This is a genomic window from Arthrobacter sp. zg-Y844 (assembly GCF_024385465.1).
Lineage (GTDB): Bacteria > Actinomycetota > Actinomycetes > Actinomycetales > Micrococcaceae > Arthrobacter_B.
On record NZ_JANFLS010000005.1, the window covers coordinates 218,076 to 244,553 of the forward strand.

General features: G+C 63.9%; 23 protein-coding genes. 15 read left to right on the plus strand and 8 right to left on the minus strand.

The features are described from left to right. Positions 1-82: 82 nt before the first annotated feature. The gene (locus NNX35_RS15815; protein WP_255868299.1) at positions 83-1,009 is read right to left on the minus strand and encodes a LysR family transcriptional regulator; all 927 of its coding nucleotides are present in this window, start codon (positions 1,007-1,009) and stop codon (positions 83-85) included. 156 nt (positions 1,010-1,165) lie between these two features. Between NNX35_RS15815 and NNX35_RS15820 the strand changes: the two genes are divergently transcribed. Beyond that, positions 1,166-2,044: a DMT family transporter gene (locus NNX35_RS15820; protein WP_255868300.1), complete on the plus strand. Its 879-nt coding sequence runs from the start codon at positions 1,166-1,168 to the stop codon at positions 2,042-2,044. A 54-nt stretch (positions 2,045-2,098) separates the two neighbouring features. Next, on the plus strand, positions 2,099-2,512 hold the full coding sequence (locus NNX35_RS15825; protein ID WP_255868301.1) for a VOC family protein: 414 nt from the start codon (positions 2,099-2,101) through the stop codon (positions 2,510-2,512). Positions 2,513-2,581: 69 nt separating this feature from the next. Here NNX35_RS15825 and NNX35_RS15830 read toward each other — a convergent pair whose 3' ends face one another. Next, positions 2,582-3,004, minus strand: a complete 423-nt coding sequence (locus NNX35_RS15830) for a nucleoside 2-deoxyribosyltransferase (protein ID WP_255868302.1) — start codon at positions 3,002-3,004, stop codon at positions 2,582-2,584. Positions 3,005-3,132: 128 nt separating this feature from the next. On the opposite strand from NNX35_RS15830, the gene NNX35_RS15835 reads away from it, so the two are divergent. Genes NNX35_RS15835 through NNX35_RS15845 form a run of 3 tightly spaced genes read left to right on the plus strand, consistent with a single transcriptional unit; the run spans position 3,133 to position 5,177 of the window. Continuing rightward, on the plus strand, positions 3,133-3,834 hold the full coding sequence (locus NNX35_RS15835) for a histidine phosphatase family protein (protein ID WP_255868303.1): 702 nt from the start codon (positions 3,133-3,135) through the stop codon (positions 3,832-3,834). A gap of 15 nt (positions 3,835-3,849) precedes the next feature. Further along, positions 3,850-4,410, plus strand: a complete 561-nt coding sequence (locus NNX35_RS15840) for a DUF3090 family protein (protein WP_255868304.1) — start codon at positions 3,850-3,852, stop codon at positions 4,408-4,410. Beyond that, positions 4,410-5,177: an SCO1664 family protein gene (locus tag NNX35_RS15845; protein WP_255868305.1), complete on the plus strand. Its 768-nt coding sequence runs from the start codon at positions 4,410-4,412 to the stop codon at positions 5,175-5,177. Before NNX35_RS15840 ends, NNX35_RS15845 begins: the two co-directional genes overlap by 1 nt. 202 nt (positions 5,178-5,379) lie before the next feature. On the opposite strand, the gene NNX35_RS15850 is transcribed toward NNX35_RS15845, so the two are convergent. The 5 genes from NNX35_RS15850 to NNX35_RS15870 form a co-directional block, all read right to left on the minus strand. Beyond that, positions 5,380-6,246, minus strand: a complete 867-nt coding sequence (locus tag NNX35_RS15850; RefSeq protein WP_255868306.1) for a hypothetical protein — start codon at positions 6,244-6,246, stop codon at positions 5,380-5,382. A gap of 532 nt (positions 6,247-6,778) precedes the next feature. Continuing rightward, positions 6,779-8,497 carry a ubiquinone-dependent pyruvate dehydrogenase gene (gene poxB / locus NNX35_RS15855; RefSeq protein WP_255868307.1) on the minus strand — a complete coding sequence of 573 codons (1,719 nt, stop codon included), beginning with the start codon at positions 8,495-8,497 and terminating at the stop codon, positions 6,779-6,781. Positions 8,498-9,155: 658 nt separating this feature from the next. Continuing rightward, on the minus strand, positions 9,156-10,037 hold the full coding sequence (locus tag NNX35_RS15860; RefSeq protein WP_255868308.1) for a hypothetical protein: 882 nt from the start codon (positions 10,035-10,037) through the stop codon (positions 9,156-9,158). A 172-nt stretch (positions 10,038-10,209) separates the two neighbouring features. Continuing rightward, complete coding sequence (locus tag NNX35_RS15865) at positions 10,210-11,289, minus strand: helix-turn-helix domain-containing protein (RefSeq protein ID WP_255868309.1); 1,080 nt, start codon at positions 11,287-11,289, stop codon at positions 10,210-10,212. Between the two features lie 13 nt (positions 11,290-11,302). Further along, positions 11,303-11,599 (minus strand): type II toxin-antitoxin system RelE/ParE family toxin, encoded by a 297-nt coding sequence (locus NNX35_RS15870; protein ID WP_255868310.1) that lies wholly within the window; start codon positions 11,597-11,599, stop codon positions 11,303-11,305. A 601-nt stretch (positions 11,600-12,200) separates the two neighbouring features. Between NNX35_RS15870 and NNX35_RS15875 the strand changes: the two genes are divergently transcribed. From NNX35_RS15875 to NNX35_RS15905, 7 genes are all read left to right on the plus strand, one after another. Then, the gene (locus tag NNX35_RS15875) at positions 12,201-13,655 is read left to right on the plus strand and encodes a DUF3375 domain-containing protein (RefSeq protein WP_255868311.1); all 1,455 of its coding nucleotides are present in this window, start codon (positions 12,201-12,203) and stop codon (positions 13,653-13,655) included. After that, complete coding sequence (locus NNX35_RS15880; RefSeq protein WP_255868312.1) at positions 13,652-14,440, plus strand: DUF4194 domain-containing protein; 789 nt, start codon at positions 13,652-13,654, stop codon at positions 14,438-14,440. Before NNX35_RS15875 ends, NNX35_RS15880 begins: the two co-directional genes overlap by 4 nt. Continuing rightward, entirely contained in the window at positions 14,437-17,748 is a 3,312-nt protein-coding gene (locus tag NNX35_RS15885) for an ATP-binding protein (protein WP_255868313.1), read from the plus strand. Before NNX35_RS15880 ends, NNX35_RS15885 begins: the two co-directional genes overlap by 4 nt. A gap of 77 nt (positions 17,749-17,825) precedes the next feature. Beyond that, positions 17,826-18,746, plus strand: a complete 921-nt coding sequence (locus tag NNX35_RS15890; RefSeq protein ID WP_255868314.1) for an oxygenase MpaB family protein — start codon at positions 17,826-17,828, stop codon at positions 18,744-18,746. Positions 18,747-19,062: 316 nt separating this feature from the next. Continuing rightward, complete coding sequence (locus NNX35_RS15895; protein ID WP_255868315.1) at positions 19,063-20,523, plus strand: HNH endonuclease signature motif containing protein; 1,461 nt, start codon at positions 19,063-19,065, stop codon at positions 20,521-20,523. Positions 20,524-20,786: 263 nt separating this feature from the next. Continuing rightward, positions 20,787-21,488: a VOC family protein gene (locus tag NNX35_RS15900; protein ID WP_255868316.1), complete on the plus strand. Its 702-nt coding sequence runs from the start codon at positions 20,787-20,789 to the stop codon at positions 21,486-21,488. Between the two features lie 33 nt (positions 21,489-21,521). Further along, positions 21,522-22,115 (plus strand): GNAT family N-acetyltransferase, encoded by a 594-nt coding sequence (locus tag NNX35_RS15905; protein WP_255868330.1) that lies wholly within the window; start codon positions 21,522-21,524, stop codon positions 22,113-22,115. Between the two features lie 2 nt (positions 22,116-22,117). Here NNX35_RS15905 and NNX35_RS15910 read toward each other — a convergent pair whose 3' ends face one another. Then, complete coding sequence (locus tag NNX35_RS15910) at positions 22,118-23,011, minus strand: LysR family transcriptional regulator (protein ID WP_255868317.1); 894 nt, start codon at positions 23,009-23,011, stop codon at positions 22,118-22,120. 203 nt (positions 23,012-23,214) lie between these two features. Between NNX35_RS15910 and NNX35_RS15915 the strand changes: the two genes are divergently transcribed. The 3 genes from NNX35_RS15915 to NNX35_RS15925 all read left to right on the plus strand — a co-directional run bounded on the left by NNX35_RS15915 (position 23,215) and on the right by NNX35_RS15925 (position 26,463). Beyond that, positions 23,215-23,907 (plus strand): thioredoxin domain-containing protein, encoded by a 693-nt coding sequence (locus tag NNX35_RS15915; RefSeq protein WP_255863590.1) that lies wholly within the window; start codon positions 23,215-23,217, stop codon positions 23,905-23,907. A 140-nt stretch (positions 23,908-24,047) separates the two neighbouring features. Continuing rightward, on the plus strand, positions 24,048-25,112 hold the full coding sequence (locus NNX35_RS15920) for a phosphatase PAP2 family protein (protein WP_255868318.1): 1,065 nt from the start codon (positions 24,048-24,050) through the stop codon (positions 25,110-25,112). 40 nt (positions 25,113-25,152) lie between these two features. After that, a complete protein-coding gene (locus NNX35_RS15925) occupies positions 25,153-26,463 on the plus strand; it encodes a hypothetical protein (protein ID WP_255868319.1) in 1,311 nt (436 codons plus the stop codon). The last annotated feature ends 15 nt before the right edge of the window (positions 26,464-26,478 follow it).

The following is a 26,478-nucleotide window of genomic DNA, read 5'->3' on the forward strand; positions in this document are numbered from 1 at the left end:
GTGTCCTCTTAGGAATCGTCAGCCTCGTTACGCTCGGGTACTGCATCAACCACTTACTCCGAGCGTCCCGCTGACCCATCCCTCAGCGGACGTCAGCGGCTGGCCTCGGGGGTTGCGCAGAAGACGTATTCCGTCGAAGAGCGGTGACAACCTGTTGGACTGCGGTCCGGTGGAGGGCTTCTGGACGGCAGAGGACGTCAACGCGCCTGGCCAGCGGCAGATCGCGGATTGGCTTAAGAACAATTCCGCTGCCAGACGGCGGGGAAGCGGTGTGGCGGGGCATCAGTGCGATGGCGGGTCCGGCGGATACGATCGCGGCCGCGATGAAGAACTCGTTGATCCGGTGCGTGACGTTGAGGGGTTGGCCGGCGTGAACGGCAATCGCCTGCAGAGCAGGCATGAGCGGAAATCCGTCCTGAACAGACACCCATTCTTCATCGATCAGGTCGGCGATGCTGACGCTTGGCGCGTTGGCGAGCCGGTGCCGGTCTGACATGGCGACGTCCAGGGGCTCGCGCACCAGCGGCAGGACGGTGATTGATTCGGGCCACGGCGTGCTGTGCTCGAGGCGGTGCGCAATGACTAGGTCGTAATCCGCGGTCAGGGATGGGAACTCATCCTGCCCCACATCCCGGTCGGAGCAGATCAGCCGCGGGCCGCCCTCACCGGATAGGGCCTGGAGCAGGGGGCCGAAGTAGGTCAGGCCCGCGCTGTTGAACGCGCAGAGGCTCACCGTCGCGCAGGGGTCTTGGAGATAGTGGCTGACGGCCTGCTCGGCGGAGCGCATCGCAACGCTGATATCGACAGCAGCTCGGGCCAAGGCCTGACCGGCACCGGTCAGGACAAGATTCCGTCCCCGTCGTTCCGTCAGAGGAACCTCGACTCGACGCTGCAACGCCGAGAGTTGCTGCGACACAGCTGACGCAGAGACATGGAGCGCGCGGGCGACGGCGGCAAGGCTTCCCCGCTCGCCCAACTCCCTAAGCAACCGCAACTGGTGGAGATCCATAAGGGAAATCTAAACCATTAGTTCACCAAATGCCCTCTCGTCTTACGGGTACACTGCCATAAGACTTGTCGGGTGCCCTCCCCGTACCTCACTCCCGCCCCTCGCATACGCGATGCGCGACGTCGCCCGCAATCCTCACGTGTCGCTGCGCGCAGGGTGGACCTGTTCCTGCTCCTGGTCGCTATCGCGTGGGGCAGCAGCTACCTTGCAGCCAAAACCCTCACCGACACGGTCGGCGTCACCGTCATCCTCTCGCTGCGTTTTCTCATCACCGCGCTGGCGCTGGCACTGATCTGGCTGATCTGGAGCCGCCGCCGGGCCGTGCGCCGCGAACTCATAGTCGGCGTCGTCCTGGGTCTCACCCAGGCCGCGGTGCTCATCCTCGAAACCCACGGGATCGCCGGCACCAGCGCCACGAACGCAGGGCTGATCATCAGTCTCGTCGTTGTTTTCACCCCTCTCACCGAAAGCGTTGCCTTCCGGGTACGGGTGCCGCGTACGGTATTCATCGCGGGCGTCATCTCTGTCGTGGGCGTGTGCCTTCTTGTCTCCGGCGACGGATTCGGTGCACCGACTCTTGGGGACATGCTCGTGCTGGCCGCAGCGGTCGTACGTTCCATCCACATCACCGCGGTCTCCGCCCTTACCCGGGGCCGCGGTTACAGCGCGCTGAATTTGACCCTGACCCAAAGCGTGGTCTGCGCCCTCGTCTACACCTGCGCCGATTACCAAGGTGTGCTTCAAGCAGTGCACAGCTTCGATGCGGGCGAATGGATGGGGGTGCTCTACCTTGGGCTGGCGTGCAGCGTGTTCGCTTTCCTCATCCAGACCTGGGCCATTCAACAAACGTCCGCATCCCGGGTTAGCCTCCTGATGGGAACCGAACCCATCTGGGCCGTTCTCATCGGAATCACTATTGGCCGGGAAACCCTCACGCTTCTGGGCATCGGCGGCGCCGCACTCATCATCACCGGCACCTACCTGGGACTACGATCCGAAACACGCCACCGGGCAACACCGATGCCGGCGGCTTGATGCGGTGTGGCGAAAGGCTGGCTAGGGAACCTTGATGATCGTTAGTCTCGACCCATGAGCGTATTCCCTCAGGTGCTTCACACGGTTCTCGACACTACTGACGTGCGAGGACTGGCGGAGTTCTACCGTCATCTGCTCGGACTCCAGTACCGGCCAGGAGATGAGCCTGTAGGTGAGGGCCTGCCTGACGACGTCGATTGGCTCGTTCTCACTGATGGACATGGCGACCGCAAGCTTGCTTTTCAGCACGTTGATCATTTGAAGAGAACAACATGGCCGCTGCCTGATGTGCCGATGCAGATGCACCTCGACCTAACAGTTCCGGACCGAGAGACACTCGAGCATCACCACTCCAGGGCGTTGGCGTTGGGGGCAGAGCTCCGCTTCGATCGTACGGACGACCCGAACGAGCCGTTGTACGTTTACGCCGATCCGGCCGGTCATCCGTTCTGCATCTTCGTAGCCTGAAGCGAGCACGACGTCTGCTGTCCGCTGTCCGCTGTCCGTAGAAGGGTCCCTCACGGCGACAGAAACGAGTCAGGCCGAGGCAACGGACGCTTCCCGGCCGACGATCATGTTCAGGAGGTCGTCCAGAGTTCCGTGGCACTTCTCCACCTCGGGCAGGTGGTAGAACGTGCTGGTGGTCTCGGGGTTATTGATGTCCTCGTCCGCCGCATGCAGGATTATTCGTCTGCCTTGAGCGATGGCGATGCCAAGCTCAACATGCGTGCCCTTCCCGCCCGGAAGCACGATAACGACGACGTCGGCCCGCATCACTGCATCTCTCTCCTGCTGCCCGATAGAGCGCAGATCATCGAGGGTGACTGTGCCCGCATCGCGTGCTGTCGCGTTCTGGGTCCAGTCGTACGCGTTGACGTAGCCCTTGCTTTCCAGGGTTTGCGCGACGTAATGGACGTTGACGATGTTTCTGAAGCTCGACGCAACATAGAACGTTTTCAAAGCTTCTTCCTCCTGATTGGAACTGTGGCCATTGTTCCTTACTGAGCTGGCCCGGTGCTCCTAGGGAGCACAACCCCACGCCGTTCACCTTTGCGCCCGGACGTCGCCGACGTGACTACTCTGGGGAGATGGCAACAGTAATCCTCGTGCGGCACGGCCGCACCACAGCGAACGCCACAGGTGTGCTGGCCGGCCGGACCCCCGGCGTCGAACTCGACCAGGCGGGCCGCGACCAGGCCGCAGCGACCGGCGACCGGCTCGCCGTCGTGCCCGTCGTCGGCGTGGTGTCGAGCCCGCTTGAGCGCTGCCGGCAGACCTCCCAGTTCATCCTGGACCGCCAGCCCGGCACCCCGCACACGCCGGTCGACGACGGCCTCACCGAGTGTGATTACGGCTCCTGGCAGGGCCGCACGCTCGAGGAGCTCGCGAAGGAGAAGCTGTGGGCGGCGGTGCAGTCGCAGCCCTCCGCCGTCACCTTTCCCGGCGGCGAGTCGATGGCTGCGATGCAGGCCCGCTCGGTGGCCGCCATCCGGCGCCACGATGCAGCCTTCGAGGCCGAGCACGGGCCGGGGGCCGTGTGGGTGGCGGTGAGCCACGGGGACATCATCAAGTCGGTCCTCGCCGACGCGCTCGGCATGCACCTGGACATGTTCCAGCGCCTCAATGTGGGTCCGGCCTCCGTGTCGATCGTGCACTACGGCACGGGGCGCCCCACCGTTCTCGCCACCAACACCGACGCCGGGGACCTGTCCTGGCTGGCGGCCCGGCCGACGTCGGACGACGCCCCGGTGGGCGGTGGTGCAGGTCACGCGGCACCGCCGGCCCGATGAGCCTAGAGTAGTTCTATGCCTACAACCGTTCACGATTTCGACTGGCCGGACCGCGTCGTCGTCGGCACTGTCGGCGTTCCGGGCAAGCGCACGTTCTACCTGCAGGTCCGCACCGGGAAGCAGATTGTCAGTATCGCCCTGGAGAAGCTGCAGTCGGCCCAGCTCGCCGAGAAGATCGACGAGATCCTCGACCAGCTCATGACCGTCGACGGCAACCCCTTCCACGTTCCCGCGAGCACTCCCCTGGAGCTCGTGGACAATGACGATCTCGACGAGGTCCAGGAACAGTTCCGCGCCGGCGTCATGAGCCTCGGCTGGGACCCGACGACGGCGCAGGTCGTCATCGAGGCCTACCCCCTTGAAGAGGTGGATGAGGACGACGACGGCTTCCTCGAGGATGACGACGACGAGACGGACGACGCCGAAGAGGTGCTGCGGGTACGGATGCCGGTCGGCACGGCCCGGGCCTTCGCGAAGCGAACGCGGGAAGTGGTGGGCGCCGGGCGTCCGATCTGCGTGATCTGCGGCCAGCCGATCGACGCCGACGGGCACACCTGCACCTTCCCCGAGGCCTGATGCCCGCGCCTGACCTGGTGACCGCCGAGCTGACGCTCACCGGACGGTTGACGACGGCGTCCAACGCCACCTTCCTGGGCAGCATCGGCGACGCCGCCGTCGTCTACAAACCGATAGCCGGCGAGAAGCCGCTGTGGGATTTCCCCGACGGGTGCCTGGCGCACCGGGAGGTGGCCGCGTATCTGGTGTCGGAGGTGCTGGGCTGGAATATCGTGCCGCGCACCTGGCTGCGGGACGGTCGGTTCGGCGAGGGCATGGTCCAGCTCTGGCAGGATACCGACCCGGAGCAGACCGCGGTTGATCTGGTGCCGGAAGAGGACGTTCCGGAGACCGGATGGAAAGAGGTCCTTCAGGGGCAGGATGAAAACGGGCGGATCGTTTCCCTCATTCATGAGGACACTCCGGCGCTGCGGCGGATGGCCGTGTTCGATGTCCTGGTGAACAATGCAGACCGTAAGGGCGACCACATCCTCGCCATGGCCGGCGGGCACCGGTACGGGGTGGACCACGGGCTCACCTTCCACAGCGAGCACAAGCTGCGGACCGTGCTGTGGGGCTGGATCGGCGACGAGTTGAATGCCGAGGAACTGGCGGGCATTGACCGGGTGCTCTTGGGGCTCGAGGGTGAGTTGGGCTCGCAGCTGGCGAAGCTGCTCACTGCCGAGGAGATTGCTGCGTTTGCCGCGCGCTGCGTCCGGTTGCACTCGACGACGCGGTTCCCGGAGCCGAGCGGCGACATGCCCGCGGTGCCCTGGCCGCTGTTTTAAGGATTCAAAGTCATCTCACGTTGAGGCCCCGGTTCATTAGGTAAGCCCATGCCTCATGCTGGATCCAGCTCTTCCACGATGCGATTCCCACCGGAATATTCGGGCGGCAGGCCGAGTTACTCCCGAGGTTGCCCAACAGCCACTATGCGCTGCGCTAACGTAGCCGCAGCTGTAAGTAGCGGCTACGCGGGTGTACCTACAACTACTTATGAGAGTCATCCAAAGACGCCAAAATCTCGTGCACAATGTTATCTCTCACGATCTTGTTGAATTCCTCCTCATCGTTGCGGACTTGTCGTGAAACGATTGAGTGTATATCGCTAGCAAGTATCCATGCTCGGTGAGCCTGCTTGTTGGTAGGTTTTATATCCACGTTGACTATGAAATTTGGATCATGCTGCATCTCAAAGTTATATGCAGCCTTGCGGGCGGTTTTGGATTCACTTGAAATAACCTTGAATGACAAATATAGGCAGCAAGATCCATCCTCGGTGGAGTCCCCAACGAACGCAGAAAAGAACTCCTCGGCGTCGTCGTCAGGCTCGGAAAAAGTCCAAGCGATTGATCCAGCGGCAGTCAGGTCCCTTACACGAGCGAGGATCTTCTCATCTTCCGAATAGGTGAACCAGCCGAAATCCATAACGTTTAAATGTTCGGACCGTTCCAGATAATTTTCCGGAAAGACTACTTCTTCAGTCTCGGGATTCAACACCGTGGGGTTGTCAAGAAAATCTATTACTGCATCAAAAGCGCGCTCACGTACAATAGACATAGACTGAGCCTGAGCGGCTTGGAATAGGCCTCTGAAGTCGATTTCCTCCGCAGTGCTCTTTGCTGTGACCCTTTTACGTTCTTCGAAGGGTTCGCCCGCGGTTGACCTGGTCAGGTGTAGCTCGTATGAATAGTTCTTTTCGTAGCCCCAAATATTGAGCGTTGTGTTGTCATCGATTGATGCTCTGAAACTTCGGGTTCCAATCGGTCCCATGTTGCTCTTTGACCACAAAAGATCACGAGATGTCGTGTTACGAATAGCCTTATCAACAATTTGCTTCCAGAGAGTTGCGTCCACGCGGAGATCCTTTTGACGGTAGAAATAAGAGCCATCATAGTGGCTGGCTGGCACTGATCGCGGCTGGCGTTCAGCGAGTTCAGGAACATACTCGCCCATTCGTTGCTTGTTCGTGGGCCAGAGCCTATTAACCTCATCCAGTGGCTCCTCACGAGGAACGGACAGGTATGTGCGCATGCATCCCCTGGACAGCCGCAAATGCGCCACAGACACAACTTATTGCGTGCTACTCGTCTACGGAAAGAATGGCGTTGGGGTGGACGTGCCGGAAAGCGGCCAGAAAGCGGTCCTGCAGGGCCAGAAGAAAACTGGCGCTTTGTCTCCGCAGCAATAAAGACACCCCGGCGCTGCACGTCCTCATCAACAATCCCGGCCACGAGGGCGACTATGTCTTGTCCATGGCCGGCGGGCGCCGGCACGGCGTGGACCATGGGCCCACCTTCCACAGCGAGCACACCTGCCCCAACCTATCCCCACTTGCTGTGGTCTCCGTCCAATGAAGGCCCCTCAGCAATCTAACTCCGTGGGGACCTCAGAGCAGCTGGCGCGCGTTGGCCTTGGCGAGGTCGATGAGCTCGCGGCCGTTCCCGGCGAGCACCGTGCGCATCGCGTAGACCGCAAAGCCGGTGGCCTGCTTCGCGTCGATCTTCGGCGGCATGGAAAGTTCCTGCCGCTCCACCGCGACGGAAACGAGCGCGGGGCCGTCGTACGCGAACGCCCGGCGCAGGGCACCCTCGAGGTCTTCCGGGCGCTTCACGCTCTCGCCGTGCATCCCCACCGCCTGCGCGACAGCGCCGAAGTCCGGGTTCTCGAGTCCGGTGCCGAAGTTGACGATGCCCGCCGCCTTCATCTCCACCTCGACGAAGCTGAGCGCCGCGTTGTCGAACACCACGATCTTGATCGGCAGCCGATGCTGCACCGCCGTCAGCAGTTCACCGAGCATCATCGCGAGGCCGCCGTCGCCGGCGAGGACCACGATCTGCCGGTTCCGGTCCACAGCCTGGGCGCCGAGGCCCAGCGGGGTGGCCGCCGCCATGGTGCCGTGCCAGAAGGAGCCGATCAGCCGCCGTCGCGCGCCGATGTGCAGGTGCCGGGACGCCCAGATGACCGGAGTGCCGACGTCGGGCAGGAAGACCGCGTTGTCGGCGGCGAGCTGGTCGATCAGGTGGGCGAGGTGTTGCGGATGGATGGTGCCCGGGCCCTGCTTCTCGAGGTCGTCGAGCTGCGCGCGGGTGCGGCGGTAGTGGTCAAGCGACTTCTCGAGGTGGGTGCGGTTCGTCTTGCGCTCGAGCAGCGGTAGCAGCGCCGACGCCGTCTCCCGCACCCCGCCGACCATGCCCTGGGTGAGCGGCACGCGGCGGCCGAGCTGCTCGCCCCGGATGTCGACCTGCAGGATCTTTGCCTTCTTCGGGTAGAACTGCTGGTACGGGAAGTCGGTGCCGAGCATCAGCAGCGCGTCGCAGTCCTCCATCGCCCGGTATCCCGACGCGAAGCCCAGGAGCCCGGTCATGCCGACGTCGAACGGGTTGTCGTGTTCGATGATCTCCTTGCCGCGGAGGGCATGCACGATCGGTGCTCCCAGTGCGTCGGCGAGGGCGAGGACCTCCTCGCGCGCCCCCTCCACGCCGGCGCCCGCGAGGATCGTCACGTTCCCGCAGGAGTTCAGCGTGGCGGCTGCCTCCTGCAGCTCCGCCGGGGAGGGCACGATGACCGGGTCGGTGCGGCGGACCGTGAAGACGCGCTCGTCCGCGGCGTCTTCAAGCGCGGTGTCGCCCGCCATCACGAGTACGGCGACGCCCCTTTTTTCGATGGCCGTCCGCATGGCGATCTCCAGCAGCCGCGGCATCTGCTCGGGGCTCAGGACCATCTCGCAGAAGACCGTGCAGTCACGGAAAAGCTCGGTGGCCCGGGTCTCCTGGAAGTACTGGCTGCCGATCTCGTCGCTCGGGATGTGCGATGCGATCGCGAGCACGGGAACCCGGCTTCGGTGCGCGTCGTAGAGCCCGTTGATGAGGTGCATGTTGCCGGGGCCGCAACTGCCCGCGCACACCGCGAGCTCGCCCGTCAGCGCGGCCTCCCCGGCGGCGGCGAACGCGGCCTCCTCCTCATGCCGGGTGAGCATCCACTCGATGCCCTTCTCCCGGCGGATGGCCTCGGTCACCGCGTTCAGGGAGTCGCCGGGAACTCCCCAGATGCGCTGGATCCCGTTGGCGGCGAGGTTGTGGACAACGGTCTCGGCGATCGTGGGCATGCTGCTCCTCCGTTCGGCGTACTCAGACGGCCCCGCCAGTCTAGGCGGCGGGATCGGGCTGTGCCAGAGGTGTGGTGGGAGTGTGCATGGGTCAACGTTCCCGCGCACTCATCTGGTGCTTTTGGACAATGACGCCCCACTGTGGCTATGCATCTAACGACCCGGTTAACAATTCTGATCCTAGGTATGGAAATCGGTTGTGCACCGATGAATAGGGGTTGGTCTCAGCGAAAGGGGCATGCCTGCTCCTTCTCCGAGTCCTGCTGCAGGCCCTCGACTTGGCAACGCCGAGTTGACGCTCACTAGCCGCCTGACAACGGCCAGCGCAGCCGCTTGATTAACAGCCCTACCTTGAATAGCAGTTTTCGCCATCTCTGTCCTGCTCGCGTGGCACGGGATCCAGAGGGAGAAACCCCGTGCTGGATCAATATCGGCCAGTCACTGGCGGTCCGATTTCCCCAACGGCAGCCCGTGCTCATAGTCTGCACCCAGAAACTGTTTCCCAGCCGGGCGTCTGCACTCGATGCGGTCGGCCCTGACTGTGTCTATCGTTCCTCGCTGAATTCATGGACATTCCTGAATCATTGGAACGTTCCTTCAAGAGGACGTTTCCGTCTCATCCGCGCCACGACAGACCGTGCAGAGTCTCCGAAGCTTATTATTCGGGGCGCGCCTGGACATGAGCAGTATTCACTGGTTTAGCTGCAGCCTCGCTTACTTCTTCCGCCAATAGTTTCGGAAGTCGATAACCTTCGGCCTTCTCCATCAAGAACTTAAGCGCTATATCGGTCCGCCGAGCCTTGGTAAATACGCGCTGCCAGTCTGGGTGCCCTCTTAGTTCGCTCCCCATTTGCAATACCCTAGTTCGGAAAGCTTGTTCGTACTCGTACGCTTTCATGGCAACAATCCGGTTAGCTTCAGGTAGGACTTGGCGGTTCAGAAACCCCTCTGGTGCGTCGCGCACCCCTGCCTCGGACAACACAGAAGGTGCAACAAGTTTGCGCCTACTCAATTGCTCCCCCCGGAATCTTCGTGACTCTACGAGGGCTGCTACCGCTGCCTGAAACGTTTCGCGGTACTCAATCCTGGAGTTTTCGTACTCAGCGTCGGCTTCTAACTCAGAATCCTGCACAGCAGCTTCAATGTTCGATAAGAGCGGACCTATCCAATCCGCCTGCGCCATCCATCGGTAACTAAGACCATCGGATACCCAGCTCACGGCCACGGACATCAATAAGCCGTTTCGTGTCTCAGCAGATTCGACAATGCGCTCTGCTTCGACCGGAAGGTCAGAGTACTCCGGTATTTCACGAAGTTCATCAGCCTCGAAAGTAGCAGCATCCACGCATATAAACGGCGCATTTACCAGAGCGGCTACGTGTAAGGCCGCCAAGATATCGACCTCTTCGCCGTCCAGCTCTACATCTGGAGACCTGACAATCTCTACGCCAGGAAGGACGAGTAGCCCAGCGTCTCTAGCGCTTTCAGAGATAGCGATTGAAATCTCGGATAACTTGTCGGAAGTATAGATAAGACTCATGCTCTCGATATTAGAGCTTATGCCGGAGCGGGGAACCGATTAACATCGCTCCAGAGTAGAAGCCCTTGAAGCTCCGTTGTGCTGCTGGTGGGCTGCAAGGCACCGGCTATACCCTCGTCACTGCCAATGTTCCATCCGAATCTAGAAAAGCGTGTCAGCCACGCTCTCATAATCAGTCATCGACAATCGACATGCGAAGATACAGATCTGCACCATGACTGTGTGGCCATAACTTCTCGTGATGTAGGCGACCCACGACGACACCAGGGCAGGTGCCAATTCTAGAGGCGAAGCGGCGAATTTCTGATTTCGACTTGAGTGCTCGAAGTGCAGGCAAGGCAGTTGGCGGAATTAGAGCATTGCGCGCAAATTCGTCAGCTTCGCTTTCAGCTTCAGTCGCTGGCTCACCATCAGCCTGAATCATCACTTCATTGCCCCGGTGAAGTAGCACATGAGCAAACTCGTGGAAGACCGTAAACCAGAATTTTCCGTCATCTTTGCCGCGAAGAGTCAGAGTGATGACCGGGCGTCCTTCATACCACTGCGTGCACCCATGTGCACGGATACCCGGGATTTCCTTCACATACAAGAGCCTCACGCCGGCATCCGCCAACATTTCAACGAGTTTCGCCCCGAAGTGTTCCGGCGGGGATACTGAAAGAGCCCTAATCTGTGGAAGCAGCGCTAGAAACTTCTCTTCGTCGTAGTGCTCCTGCAAAGGGTCCAACGCCTTAAGCTCCAACTCTATGATGCGGAGCCATGCTTGTACCGATCCAGGCTTCACAGGATGAGCTTGATCCTGACGGAAAGCAGGGACAGGCTGTGACCGCGTTCGAAGCCCGTCCAAACTTCCGACACCAAAAAACGCCATCAGCTCCATTAAAACCATTCCAGGCCGCCGCATAGTGGAAGATATGATGCCCATCTTCCGCAGTTCGGCTATTGGGAACTCCGCGGCTAGCTCTTTTTCTTCAATCAAGGATTCTTCAAGTCCAAGACGGGCAACATCTGCTCTATATGTGGCTTCCTGTTGCAGCCAAATCCGGGCTGGAATCCGCGTGACCATCTCCAGCTTCAGAGCAACATCCGGGCTCAGGCTAGCACCGCTTAGCAGCTTGCTGACATGCTTCGCTGAGACTCCCATCGCGCGTGCCAAATCAGCCTGACTGAGTTCATTCTCTTCCAGCCATTCCCGTATGTATTCTCCAGTGGGCACAGCGTAATCAGTAACTATCTGGGTCGCGTTGCTCATGATGGTCCTCCCTTCACTTCTTGTGGTAATCCTCGATCTCGATCAAGTCAGCTTCTTTTTCATCCTCGCTAAATTCAACAATCAGGCGCCAATTCGCGGTGAGTCTGCAAGAGTAGGTTCCTTTCCGGTCCCCAACGAGCCCTTCCCACTTACCAAGTCCAATCAGGAGATCCGCTATAGATTCCGCCGCTTCTATCTGCTTGACCCTGTTATGCAGCCCCTTGGCCAGGTCTCGGCCGAGTTGCTTCTGGGCCTCTTTTGCATCCGATGCCTGTTTCGCGAGTTTGCTGTCGGTGGAACTGACTATCACGACGCAACACCATTACCTATGTGGTAACAGCATGCCACACCGCGGCATTCCGCGACAGTGGCACGACGCTTCCCGTTGAGGCACAGCGCGCAATCGCCACCTATCCGGGCGGCTTCCCCCATACTGCTCCAATGCTCCTCACTGGTCTCGCCCTCATCTGGTGGGTCGTGTGTACATGATGTAGATCACCTCGTGAGCACACACCACAGAATACAGGCGGCTAGGAATCTTCCAGGAACCCTCGAGCTCAACAGATTTAATGGCTCGAAGCGGTGACCTTCGTGAAAAAGAGACAATGACCGCTCTAGTGCTGCACCCTAGGGCAGCCTGCTTCGCGTTGCTCCTCGAGGTCGTCTAAAGTCGACCCCGAACATCACCAGCAGTAGCTATCCAAGGCCACCAAGCGACCGGCTGCGTGTCATCTGCTTCCATTGCGTCAAATTGCTCCGGGGAAAGCGCATACGACAACAGGTAGGCACATACTAGCCTGGCCCTTTCCAGCTTGACCAAGACCAGCACGGTCCCTGACCCGCCCAACCCTCCCGCCCGGCTAAAATCGAGGAGGCCCGTTTTTCCCCACCGCACGGGCGGAAAGCGCAGAATGTCCTTCATCGAGAACGCCGTTGCCCGCTGGGCCGAACTGCAGCGGCTCCAGGCCTCCCCCGGCTGGAAACTGACCAACGCCAACGCCTGGGTCCCGGCGCTCTTCCGTGAGGCCTTCACCCGCACCCGGCCCCGGGTTCCGCTGGACGATTTCCACGCCATGACGGACTCCTTCCTGAACCGGCTTCGCATGGACGGCGTGCAGCTGCGCGAAGACTGGACCGGACGGAACTACGCCGACGACTGGGTGGCGCGACGCTTCCTGGCCCGCCCCCGCGCGGACGGAAAGTTCGTCTACGAACTCACCGAATCCTCCGCCCGCTTCCTCTCTTACCTGGACGGCTACACCAGTGACAAAACGTCCCTGAACTCCTCCCGCCTCGCCACCCTGCTGGACCGGGTGGAGAACCTCGCGCAGGAATCCAACCCGGATCCGGCCGCCCGCATCGCCGTCCTTAAAGAAGAGGTCGCCCGCCGCGAGGAAATGATCCGCGCCCTGGAATCCGGCGAGGCTCCCCCGCCGCTGCCGGACGACACCGCCGTCGAAGCCGCCCGCGACATCCTCGACCTCGCGGCCGCCCTGCCGGCCGACTTCAAACGGATGCGCGACGGCCTGGAAAAGATGCTCCATGACCTGCGCCAGGAAATGGTGGAATCCAACGCCGCCAAGGGCCTGACCATGGGCGAAATCCTCGAAGCGGACAAAAAGCTGCGCAGCACCGCCGAAGGCCGCACCTACGAGGGCTTCACCGCGTTCCTGAACGACGCCGACCAGCAGGCCCGCTTCCGCGCCGCCATCGCGGAGGTACTGGAACGGGACTTCGCCGATGACATGAGCCCCGAAGACCGGCAAAGCCTCTACCGGCTGATCAGCGACATGCGGGACCAGGCCACCGAAATCCACCGCATCTACGGCCGGCTCTCCGAATCCATGCACACCTACGTGCAGAGCGACGAGTACCGCGAATCCGTGCAGCTGCGCCAGCTCATCCGCGCTGCCGAAACCGCGATCCACAAGGCTCCCCGCGGACGCCGCCGGGCCGCCGTCGTACCCGCGCCGCAGCTGCACGGCTCGAGCTTCGAATCGCTGAGCATGGTCCGGGTCTACAACCCCGAAGACCACGCCGCCCCGCGCACCCTGCCCGAACCGCCGCAGTTCACCGAGGCGGACATCCACCGCTCGGTCCGCACTCCGCGCGCGGACCGGCGGGTGCTGGCCGACGCCGTCTCCCGGGCGACGGCGACCCGCGCCAGCGCCACCGTGGCCCAGGTCTTCGAGCAGCTGCCGCCCGAACACCGGCACCTGAACAGCATCCGTGCCCTGCTCGCCGGCGGCGCTGCCGGTTTTGATGCAAGCAAACCCCTTGAATCCGTCACCTTTACCCAGATCGACGGCAGCGAGCGCACCGCGCTGCTGCCCGCCGTCGCCGTCGCGAAAGCCCCCGAAAAATGAGCGAAACCACCGCAGACCTGACCGCAGCGCCGGAGGACTTCGAACCGGAGCTGGAAGAAGAGCACCAGGACCAGTACGACGCCGAGCCCGCCCCGCGCGACCTCCTCGTCGACGGCCCGGAACTGTTCCCCGGCGACACCGGCACCCTGCCGCTGAAGCTGCGCCAGGCCCTGATCCGGCTGCTGCGTGGCCCCTACCTCGACGCGAACTCGAGCGACAACGTGTACGAGACCGTGGTGGACAACCAGGAGCAGCTGCGCGTGCGGCTGAGCGAACTGTTCCTCACCCTGGTCATTGACGAGGACCGCAAGGTCGCCCTGCTGCGCCCGGTGGAAATGGCCGAGCCGCACACCTCCGCCCTGCAGCGCCAGCGCGAAATGACCCGCGAGGAAACCCTGCTGCTGCTGCGCATGCGGCTGATCCTGGACCGCCACACCGGCACCGGGAACGAGGCCACCATCGCCCGGCAGGACATCATCGAGGTGCTCGAGGGCTACGTGGATCCGGGCCAGCGCGACGCCAAGTCCGTGGAGGACCTGGCCGACGCCGCCATCCGCAAGCTCGTGCAGGACCGCCGCCTGCTGCTCCCCACCGAGCTGGACAACGTCTGGGTCATTTCCAACGCCCTGCCGCTGGCCCTGCCGTACAGCCAGATCGGCGACATCATCACCTTTATGCAGACCCTCGGCGGGGACGACGACGCCGTCCCCGCCCTGGAGCTGGACGGCATCCCCGACGCCGGCACCCCCGCTGACGAAGAGAACGACGGCGAGGAGCCGGCATGAGCATCGAAACCACCCTCCCCATGGGAGACCTGATCAACCCCGGCCAGAACCGACTTGCCTCCGTGCAGATCGTCAACTGGGGAACCTTCGACGGCGCGCACACCATCCAGGTGGACCGCGCCGGCACGCTGCTCACCGGCGACTCCGGCGTCGGCAAATCCACCATTTTCGACGCCATGCTCCAGGTCATGGATGCCCGTCCCCGGATGAATGAGGCCGCCCAGAACAACTCGGGCACCAACGCCGAGGAAAAGCGCAACGCGTTCTCCTACATGCGCGGACGCCTGGGCACGCAGGGAGCCGACGACGGCGCGGGCACCGCCTACCAGCGCCCCGGCGCCACATGGTCCGCCGTCTGCCTGACCTTCGACAACGGTCTGGGCCAGATCACCAGCCTCTCTGTAGTCATGGACCTCCCCGCCACCGGCACCGAGCACAACCTGGGCCGCTACTACCTGGTGCACAACCGCCCGCTGGACCTCAAGGCCCTGCAGGCCGGCATGCGAGGCCGCTTCACCAAGGGAAGCCTGGAAACCCTGCTGCCCGGTGCCGCTGTGTTCGATTCGCACAAGATGTTCGCTGAACGGTACCGGCATGCCCTGGGTGTGGAGGACGAGAAGGCCTTCAACCTGCTGCGCATCCTGCAGACCGGCAAGGGCTTGGGCGGCACCGTCAATGACTTTTTCCGCAACAACGTGCTGGACACCCCGCGCACCCTGACCGCCGCCGAAGAGGCCGTGGAGGACTTCAGCCACCTGCGCAGCATCCGCCGCCAGCTCGAACGCGCCCGGCAGCAGCGCGACCACCTGCAGTCCGTCCCCGAACTGCACACCCGCTACCGCGAAGCCGCGGATGCCCTGGCCCACAACCGCGCCCTGGCCAAGGAAGGCCTGCCCGCCTACCGGCAGCGTCTCGCCCTCGAAGGCGCGCAGCGCACCGCCGAGAAACTCGAGCAGGCCGCAACGGCAGCCCGCTCCGAACTCTCCGCCGCCGAAACCCGCCGGGCCACGCTGAAGGACCAGCGCGATGCGCTCAGCACCCGGTACACCGAGGAGGGCGGCGGAGCCATTGCCACCCTGGAACGGGAACTCGCCGCCGCTGCCGCGCAGCTGCGATCCCGGGAAACCGTGGAGAACGCCGCGAAGGACGAGCTTGCCGCCGCGGGGATCGACGTCGACTTCTCCCCCGCCGGTCTGGTCACCGCCCGCAGCCGTGCCGCGGAGCTGGTGAAGTCGCTCGGCACCGAACTCGACGCCGCCCGCGAGCGCAGCAGCAACGCGCACGGCGAGGCGTGGTCCCTCAAGGGGCAGATCGCGAAGCTGGAAAACGAGATCGGCTCCTTCCGCCGCCGCACCTCCAACATCCGGCAGGACTCCCTGGACCAGCGGACCCGGATCTGCGCCGCCACCGGCATCGACGAAGCGGATATGCCGTTCGCCGGTGAACTGATCGACCTGCCCAACGAGCACGTCCAGTGGCGTCCGGCCGCCGAGCGCACCCTGCGCTCCCTCGCCACCGCCCTGCTGGTGCCGGGCGAGCACATGGCCGCCGTGACCCGCTACCTCAGCGAGAACGACATGCACGGGTACGTCCGCTGCATCGACGTCTCGGTTCCCGTGGACGGCCCCACCGAGCCGGGCCCGGATGACCTGATCACCAAGCTGCTCACCCACGACTCCGCCATGGGCGACTGGGTGCGCCGGAAGATCACCGCGCACTACGACTTCGTCTGCGTCGAGGACCCGGCCGGGCTGGCCGACGTCGCCAAGGGTGTGAGCCTGGGCGGTGCGGTTAAGCGCAACCGCAGCACCACGGAAAAGGATGACCGGCACACCAAGGCCTCGGACAACGTCCTGGGCTTTGACAACAAGGACACCGTCGCGGCGCTCGGCAACGAGCTGCTGGCCCTGCGCGGCGTCTTCGAGGAAGCGGACAACCTCTCCCGGCAGCACGCCCAGGAGCAGGACGAGCTGGTCCGCCGGCTCGCCGCCGTGCGTGCCATCGCCGCCGATGACCGCACCTGGGAGGACCTGTCGGCCGACGCCGCACGGGCCGCCGTCGCCGTCGCCAATGACCGGCTGGAATCTGCCCGGGACGCCAACGCCGACCTGGAGCAGATCCGCTTCGAACTCGACACCGCCGAGCTGGACCTCACCGCAGCCACCGAGAAGGTCGGCGTGCTCAAGGGCGACGCCGCGAGGCTCGACGCCGATCTGGCCGCCGCCGTCGAGCGCCGCACCGCGCTCTCGGCGAAGGCACCCGAGGCCCTGTCCGAGGGCCTGCGTTCTGCGCTGGCCGAGCTGTTCGAACCGTTCGGGGAACTGACCGACCCGGCCCGCCTGAAGGAGGCCGCCGGCGAGGTGGAACGGTCCCTGATCACCGAGCAGGCCCGGCTGGAGAAGACCCTGCTGGAAACCCGCGCGAAGCTGGAACGCACGTTCGAGACGTTCAGCGACAAGTGGGGGTCGGACTTCGGCACCTCTGTGGAGTCCGCCGGCGCGTACGAGGACCGGTTCGAGGACATCATTTCCGAGGGCCTGCCGCAGCGCGAGGCCGAATTCCGCGAATACTTCAACAACCGCACCTACGAGCGTTTCAGCGACCTGCTGCAGCTCCTCGATGAGGAACGCCGCAGCATCTCCTCGCGCCTGCTGCCCCTGAACTCCGTGCTGCGCCGGGTGGAATACTCCGCCGGCAGCCACCTGGAGATCGAGGTCGCCACTACCGTTCCGGACGCCGCGCACAAGTTCCGCACGGAACTGAAGAACGCGCTGCCGATGATGGGCTCGCGGCAGGATAAGGCGGACATGGACGCCCGGTACGCTGCGCTCGAGGGCCTGGTGGACCGACTGAAGGATCCCGAGGAGAAGCGCTGGCGGGCCGAGGTGCTCGATGTCCGCTCGCACGTGACCATCACCTGCACCCACCGCCTCGCCAGCGGGCACACCTTCACCAACCTGCAGGCGTCGCTGATGTCTGGCGGCGAGGGCCAGCGGTTCACCGCGTTCATCATGGCGTCCGCGCTGGCCTACCAGCTGGGCATTGTGTCCCAGGGCTTCAGCACCTACGGCACCGTGATGATGGACGAGGCGTTCGTGAAGTCGTCGCTGTCCTTTGCCGAGGCGTCCATCAACGCGCTGCATGAGTTCGGCTTCCAGCTGCTGCTCGCCGCTCCGGAGGACAAGGTGGACCTGTCCCGCTTCCTGGGGTCGGTCACGGAAATCCTGCGCGACGACGTCACCAACCGTTCCGGCGTGATGGAACGGGCCATGGGCAACTCCCGGTCGGTGGATATCCTGCTGCGCTAGGTTCCCGGCTGCGCTAGGCGAGTTCCGGCGTCGTGCCCCTCTGGCACGACGTCGGCGTCCGGACGAGACTGGGGAAGATGAGTGCTCTTTCCCTTCCCCGGTTCATCGATTCCTGGCGCCGACAGCTGATCGGCACGTTCAGCAACAACGCCGCCGAGATTCCGCAGTGGGAGCTCGAGCTGGCGAAGGGCGACGACGTCGGCCACTTCGGTCCGGACTCCGCGGTCTGGGCGGTGCACGGTTCCATGACGACGATCATCGCCGGGGTGCGGGCCCTGCTGCTGCAGGCGCTGCATCCCGGGGCGATGGCCGGGGTGCACGATTTCTCCGACTATAAGGAGGATCCGCTGGGCCGGCTTGCCGGGACCATCCGCTGGATCTTCACCGTGACCTACGGGGACACGGCCGCCGCCAAGGCGGGCTCGGACTGGGTGCTGCGGCTGCACGAACGTGTGCACGGCACTTATGTGGGCGCCGACGACGTGGAGCAGCCGTATTCGGCCAACGATCCCGAGATTGCCCGCTGGGTCCACCTGGCCTTCACCGATGCGTTCCTCTCCTCGCACCAGCGTTACGGCGGCCCGATTCCGGGTGGGGCTGATGCCTACGTGGCGGAGTGGGCGGTGGCCGGTGAGCTGATGGGGATTCCGGATCCGCCGCGATCCGAGGCGGAGCTGCGCAAGCAGATGGCCGGCTACGATACCCAGCTGCGCAATAGCGCGTATGTGCAGGAGGCGCTGCGGTTCCTGCGCCGTCCTCCGTTGCCGAAGAATCAGTTGCCCGGTTATCGGGTGCTGTTTGCTGGGGCTGTGGCCAGCCTGGAGCCGAAGCATCGGGAGTTGTTGGGGCTGCGGGCGCCGCATATCGGTCCGGTTCCGGTGCCGATGACGTTTCCCGTGAAACTTGTTTTGGGTGTTATCCGGTTTGGTTTGGGCCGGCAGGGTCCCAGCGAGCGCTCTGCCCGCGAGCGTATTGCGCGGCTGGCGGACGGGCGGTAGGGCGGCGCACCCGGGGTCGTCTGAGAGCAAGTAGTGGTCGTAAAAAGACAGGTATCAGAGGAGGCGCCGACCACCGGGTTTTGGCACTTTTGGGGCCCGGAAATGTCAGTGCCGGATGGAATCCTTAAGCATGGATCAGGTCGGGGATACCGGGCAGAGCACCGGACCGAAAACTGAAGAGCAAGGCAATGGCGGTCGGCAGGCGTCGCTCGCCGTGTACCGGGCGTCGGTTCCGGTGCCTACTCCGGAACCAGTTACCCATGAACCTCCTCGCGAGGCGGGCAGCAGCGAATTTGCGGATGGTTTCACTGGAACCTTGGCGCTGCAGAACCCGGAATCCTTCGACGAAGAAGCCACCGGCGAAACCCTGGTCCAGGTGGCACACCTGATCGCGTGGGCGCAGGCGCAGCAGGCTCGGCTGCTCACCCGAATGCACACCATCTTCCTGGACAGTTATGCCGCCGCGTCGGGGCAGGTGGAACCCGGCATGGCCTTTAGCCTTGCATCCTCCGAATGCGCGGCCATCCTTCACGTTCCGCAGGTAACCGCCCAGCGGATGATGTTCGAGGCCAACCGCCTGACCGGCAGCCATACCGCCACGCTGAAGGCCTTGGAAGACGGACGGCTCAGCTACCCGCACGCGCAGGTGGTGCTTGAGCAGTGCGAAGGTGCTCCCGCCGCCGGGCTGGCGGAGTTCGAAGCGGACCTGATTGCCGCGGCCGAGGGCCGCACGAGGGCACAGTTCTCCTGCAAGGCCCGCAGGCTGCGCGAGGCAAAGTATCCGGAGACCGTTCCTGAACGGCACCGGAGCGCGTTCGAGCAGCGCAAGGTCACCCTGGACCGGGATGAGGACGGAATGTCCTGGCTGTCGGCGCACTTGGCCGCAGCGGAAGCGCAGCAAATCTACACCGCCCTGAGTACTGCTGCCCGGGGTGAACAATCAGCAGGGGATCCCCGGACCCGAGACCAGTTACGTGCGGACATTCTGGCGCAGCTGCTGCTGGGAGGCTTCAGCGGGAAGCAGGGAAGGCCCACGGCTTCAGGGGCGGGCGGCAGCAGCGCGGGCAGCAGCAGCGCGGGCAGCAGCAGCGCGGGCAGCAGCAGCGCGGGCAGCAGCAGCGCGGGCAGCAGCAGCGCGGGCAGCAGCAGCGCGGGCAGCAGCAGCGCGGGCAGCAGCGGCGCGGGCGGCGGCGGCGATCTCTCCGACAGCGGTCCAGATCCCCTCGGCGTCCTGCCGAGGGCAGAGATCATGGTCCTGATCAACGCAGAGACCCTCTTCGGAGCCGACGAGCAGCCCGCCGAACTGCACGGCTACGGACCCATCAGCGCTGAAGCCGCCCGCCGGCTCGCACGTAACGCCACGCGCTGGACCGGACTCGTCCAGGACCCTCGAACCGGCGAGATCCTTGGTGTCGGACGACGCCGGAAAGTCCCGGCAGGATTGGCCAGATGGCTGCGTGCCCGGGACGGGACCTGCAGGTTCCCCGGGTGCCGGGTCAGCACCGCAAATTCGGACATCGACCACACCACCGACTGGGCCAAGGGTGGCCCCACCGACCACAGGAACCTGGAACACCTCTGCCGGCGGCACCACCGGTTCAAGACCCTGGGTTTCTGGAAAGCCTGCCAACCCACACCTGGAGTCATCGAGTGGACTTCGCCTACTGGCCGCATCTACCGCACGGAGCCCTTCTTGGAACTGGGCCCGCCGGCGCCGGACCTGCAAGCAGACCATGAGGAGAAGGAACCCCGGCAGGAACCGGCACCACCGTTCTAGGCAGGCCCGGTCCTTGCCGCCAAGAGCCCGCGCCCCTGAACGCCTCCTCGACCTTCTTTCGTCGTGTTCCCCGACCTCCGTCGTCGTGCTCGCCCCTTCGCAGTAAGAGGTCAACGGCGACCGTCGCCAATACACCGAAGGCTGATTTTCCTTGTAGATGCATTCGACGTCGGATTTACTGTTCGCACACGCACAGGAGGCACTCAGAAATGACGAGCTCGAACGCTGCAGCTGAATCACGCATCAAATCACGGGACAGAGACATGCTGTCGGGTCAGGCGATCGCCAAGGCCAAACTGACCGACTGGCGCAAGTTGGCCCAGGGACTGCACGCCCGCTACCTGATCAATGACTTCGGCACTGGCGCACGGTTCGTAACCGCAGTAGGTGAGGCCGGCGATGCGCTCGGACACTACCCGAGCGTGTCGATCGGCAACGGGTACGTCGACCTCAAATTGGTCAGCTCTGACGCCATCTACCGCGACGGCGAAGGCACCGAAGCCGTCGTCGAATGGGTCACCCAGCAGGATGTCGACCTCGCGAGGCTGATCACCGGGATCGCCGCGGAGCACCAGATCGACGCCGACCCGGCCTCCGTCAGCGTCCTCGAACTCGGCCTCGACACCGCAGACTCCGCGACCATCGCCCCGGTGTGGGCAGCCCTGCTGACAGGCAACGCAGACGCCCAGGGCCACGGGTCACCCAGCGACGAGATCCGGGACTCCACGGGGCGGATACCGAACCTGTGGTTCGGCGACGCCAACGAACACGGGAGCCAGCGGTTCCACGTCGAGGTCTACGTGGCGCCCGAGGTGGCCGGGCAACGAATCAACGCCGCCGTCGCCGCAGGGGGAACCGTCGTGGATGACACTAGTTCGCCGTCGCTCACTGTGATTGCCGACCAGGACGGCAACACTGCGGTCCTGTGCGTCGCCGAGATGCCTATGACGGAGGCTGGATCTTGACCTTCTTGAACCCGTGACAGGACGGACATGGCGATGCCGCACGTGATTCAGCCGCTTACTCCGGCGACCTTCCCCGCGTGGCTGGCACTCGCGCAGAAACACAACGGGGTCTGGGGCGGGTGCTACTGCTCGTATTTCCACGGCGACACAGAGAACACTGCCAAAAGCGAGCACGACGGGCCGACATTCAAGCAGCGACTCGTGGCGGAAGGCGCAGCACACGCCGCACTCGTTTTCGACGGCGACAACGCAATCGCGTGGTGCCAGTACGGCAGTCCGCTCGAGCTGCCGGGGATCTACCACCGCAAGCAGTACGACGCCGGCGAGACCAGGCCGGCGCCGTGGCGCATCACGTGCTTCTTCGTCGACCGCGACCACCGACGGTCCGGTGTAGCACGGGAGGCACTGGACGGCGCGCTCGAATTGATCGCGCAGGCAGGCGGAGGCGAGGTGGTCTCGTTCCCCAATGAACTCGTCCCCGGCAAGAGAACATCGTCCTCATTCCTTCACAACGGAACGCGTGCCATGTTCGAGAAGGCAGGATTCACGTTCGAGCGCCGTATCGGTAAGAACAAGACCGTGATGCGCAAGACCGTCCAACCGGCCCTGCGGCTGACGCCGGGTTGAACCTATGTTCTCCCCGCCGCCACCGCCACCAGCTCGGCCGCGACTCCGGTCAACCGCCGTGGACCCGACCAAACGGCAGTCAAGGGTCGGCTGATTCCCTCGCCTTCGAAGGGAACCCGCAGCAGTTCTCCGCTGGCGAGCTGGTCGCGGACCACCAGCTCGCTCAGCGCGGCAGGGCCGGCCCCGGCAGCAACAGCAACCCGCACCGCAGCATTGCTGCTGAGCACCTGGGCCGGCTCGACGACGTCGTACCCGGCCAGGACTTCCTGCAGCGCTTCGCGGGTACCGGACCCGGATTCCCGAACCACCAGTGGGGTTTCCGCCAGTTCCTGCAAAGTGATCCGGGTCCGGTTGGCCCATTCGTGATTCGGATCAACCACCACCACCAGCTCGTCCTCGCGGACCACCAGGGCGTTCAGCCGCACCGGAAGATTCGGAGTCTCCACAAACCCCAGTTGGAGGGTGCCCCGCTGCACCTCCTCGATGACCTGCGCCGAATTTTCCACCTGAACATCGACGCGGGCCTGCGGCAGCCGGCGCTTTAGCTCGGCAAGCCAGGCGGGCAACAGCATGTCGCCGATGGTGAGGCTGGCGCCCACCCGGAGTTCCAGCGTCTCGCCGCTTCGGCTGGAACTCACCACGCTGTTGAAGCGCTGCGCCGCCTCCAACAGTTCCCGGGCCGAGTCCGCCAGCAGGAGTCCCATCGCCGTGGGCACCGAACCGCGCGGGCTGCGTTCCAGCAGGGGAGCCTGCAGCTCCGCTTCCAACTCGGCAATAGCCCGGCTCGCATTGGGCTGGGCCATACCCAGTTTCCGCGCCCCGGAAGCCACGCTGCCCTCATCCACTACGGCAACAAACAGTTCCAGCACCGAAAGGTTCGGCCACGCATGAGCCATATCAAAAGCATATAAACCCATGCCGGATTGCAGGCTACCGGACGGTCGGATCCGGTGGGACCATCAAAATTAGTGGGCGCAGCCTGGGCCTCACGGGTGGACATCGCCTCGCGGGTGGGACATCGCCTCATGCCGGCACCGCCGTTGGAGGGCTTCAGAGCGCGCCGAACCGCGAACCCTGACACCTCACACCGGAAGGAACTATGCGCAAGAGCATCCTCGCCCTGCTGATTGCCTGGCTGCTCGCAGTCGGCACCCTGGTCTCCTGTGCGGCGTCGGATTCCGAATCATCGGGAGGCACCGCCACGGCAGAAGCATCAGCCAGCCCGTCGGCGGAAACTTCCATCCCGGCTGACCGCAGGGAGCAGGTGGCTCCCGCGGATGCGAGGGCAATCACCGACCCCGCAGACCCCAAAGCCACCCTCGTGCTGTTTACCGACTACCAGTGCCCCTACTGCGCCCAGATGGACACGCTGATCCAGCAGGCCAAGAACGATTACGGAGATGAGGTCCGCATCCTTGTGCGGAACTACCCGCTGCCCAAGCATCAGAACGCAGCGCCGGCTGCCCGGGCCGTGGAAGCCGCCGCGGAACAGGGCGCCCAGGAGGCGATGGCTGCGTCCATCTTTGAGCACCAGCAGGACTGGAAGAACCAGAGCGATGTCGATGACCTCTTCGTCTCCTACGCGGAGGACCTGGGCCTGGACACCGAGAAGTTCCAGGCCGACTACACGTCGGACGCTATTAGGGATCGGGTGGTCCAGGACCTGGAAGACGCCCAGGACCTCCAGCTTCGCGGCACCCCGTCGCTGATCCTCGATGACCGCATCCTGGAGCTGGACTCCGTGGATTACGGCGCCATCCAGGAACAGCTGGACGCAGCTCTGAACAAGTAGGGCCGGGTCCCCGGCGCCGGCCGGGTGCAGGCTCCCGGGTCAGGCAGGACGGAAACACGCCCCCGGTGTGATCGAAAGCATACTGAGGGTGGGGGTCCTTCGATAACAGGTTTATACCAATCTTGGGATAAAAATGTCTCATGACTATCGAAGCCGGCTCCGTCCGCCCTGCCTGGCGCCGCCTCTTCGGCGTCCCCCTGATTGTGTCGGTCCTCTTTACCGTGGTCATGCTGGTGACCGCCGTGGTGACGGGTCTGCCCGTCCGGGATCCGGAAGGATTCCTGGGCCCGAGTTACGTGCGCCTGCCGCTGATGGTGCTCCTGATGATCGCCGCCGACGTCGTGCCTCGGGTATTCGCTCGACGCCGGGAGCTGGGCGGCGTAGGAGCCGCGACGTCCGATGTGCTGCGGACGCGCTGGTCCGGACCCCGGCTGGCTGTGGCCGTGGCGGGACTGATCACCTTCTACCTCGCGTACATGTCCTACCGGAACCTCAAGAGCTTCCTGCCGTTCCTGCAGGACCACCTGACGGACCGGCTGCTGGAGGAATCGGACAAATGGCTGGCCGGCGGAAGCTACCCCGGCGATGTCCTGCATGAACTGCTGGGCACCGGCTTCAGCGCCGATCTCCTCTCCGGCGTCTACATGCTTTTTATGGTCTTCGTTCCGGTCTCCCTCGCCGCGGCGCTGGTGTGGTCCAACAACCTGCAGCGCGGGGCCTGGTATGCCACAGCCCTGTCCTTCAACTGGATCCTCGGCACCGTCAGCTACTACGCCCTGCCGTCCCTGGGTCCGGTCTACTACGATGCCGCACCGTTCAGCGACCTGCCGGAAACCGCCGTCTCAGGCCTGCAGGACAGCCTGTATGAAAACCGGATCGAGGTGCTGGCGAATCCGCTAGCCACCGACGCGGTCCACGGCATTGCAGCCTTCGCTTCCCTGCATACATCCATCGTCTTTACGGCAGCGCTGGTGGCGCACCTGACCCGCCTGCCGAAGGTGGCGCGGTGGGTTATGTGGATCTACCTACTCCTGACCACCCTGGCCACGGTCTACTTCGGCTGGCATTACGTCCTCGATGTGTTCGCCGGACTTGCCCTCGGCGCTGTGTCGGTGTGGCTGGCCGCGAAGGCCGTGGGTGCCGGGAACCGGAAGGCGCCGGCAACACCCGATGTCGAGCCGGAGCTCGCCTCGTCCGTGCGGTAGGCTTCGTCAGCGGGAACCACCCCTACTGAGAGGCGGCACGTTGAGCGAACATCCAATCGTGCTGCCTGACTACCTGGCTCCCAAGCCACGCAGGTTCAGCCCGCTCAAGGTGGCAGTCGTAACCTTGGTGAGCCTGTTTGTGGTGGCCGCCCTTGTTGCCGCCTATCTGTGGGTCGAGTACTTGACGTATACCGAGGCCGCCGAGGATTCCCGGGCGGAAGGCTACATAGTGGTGACCTCACGCAGCACTGTGCATTACGCGTCGGACCCGCTCCCCGCAGACATCAGCGAGGAAGACTACGCGGCCTTCTGGGCTGAACCTGCCCTGAACACCCCGGACGCCCTTGCACTGCTGGACGTCATCAACGAGGGATGGAAGGCGCGTCTCCAAGAGGACGTGAAGCACATGGAGTACAGGGTGGACGGGATCGTAGACCCAGCCAAACGTGCCAACGCCCAGGCCGCCGTGGACGAGATAGCCGAGCTCGCCTCACACGGCACGGTCCAGGGTGCGAAGAGTGCGGTTTATGGCGACTTGGCACAGCTGTCCAGAAAGACCTGCCACCGCTGGGACACGGACGACGTCTCCTACCAGGCCAACGGGCATCCCATTCGAAACTGGACTACCACCCAGCCCCAGATCCTGTCGCTGCTGGAATCGGAGGACTCTACAAGACAGGCAACCAGCCTGGTGGCCAAGGTCTACCCGGCTGCCTTTGAAGCCGCCCACCCCCGTTTCTGCAAGTTACCGATACCGCCGGAGAGCAGCCATCCGGGCGATATGAACCTCCTGTTCTCGGTTACCCATGAGGCAGATATGCTGCTGGAATCCCTGGAGACGCACCCCAACGCCGCGGGGCAGCTGACGGTGGAGGATTACGAGGCCTTCTGGAACAGCCCGGTGATGACGTCGCCGGAAGTCCAGGCCTACCTGGACCGGGTGGGGGAAAAAGCCGTCATCGACCACCGCGGGGCGGCGGCCTACAGGCAGAAGCGCGAGACCGATCAAATCGTGGATCCCGGCGTGCGGGAGCATGCCCAGCAGTACACCGACTGGGTTCTCGATGAGGCCGCGAAGGATAACGGCAGAAGGCTGGCCGTCGGTATGGTCTATGACGATCTTGTGGAGTACTGGGATGCCGCCTGCACCGGGGAACCTGACCGTTGGCTGCATCCGTCTCCGGTAAAACGGAACATCTGGAACTCTCGCCTGGAACCCGACTTCAATACGGGCTACGTGTCGTCGGCCTGGAGTAGCCGGGACAGCGAGTGGAGTGACGCAACCTTCAAGTTGGCCGTGGAGTTCTATCCGGAGGCTTACACGGCCGGCGTCGACTCCTACTGCAAGTAGCTCCTGCGGGAGGAA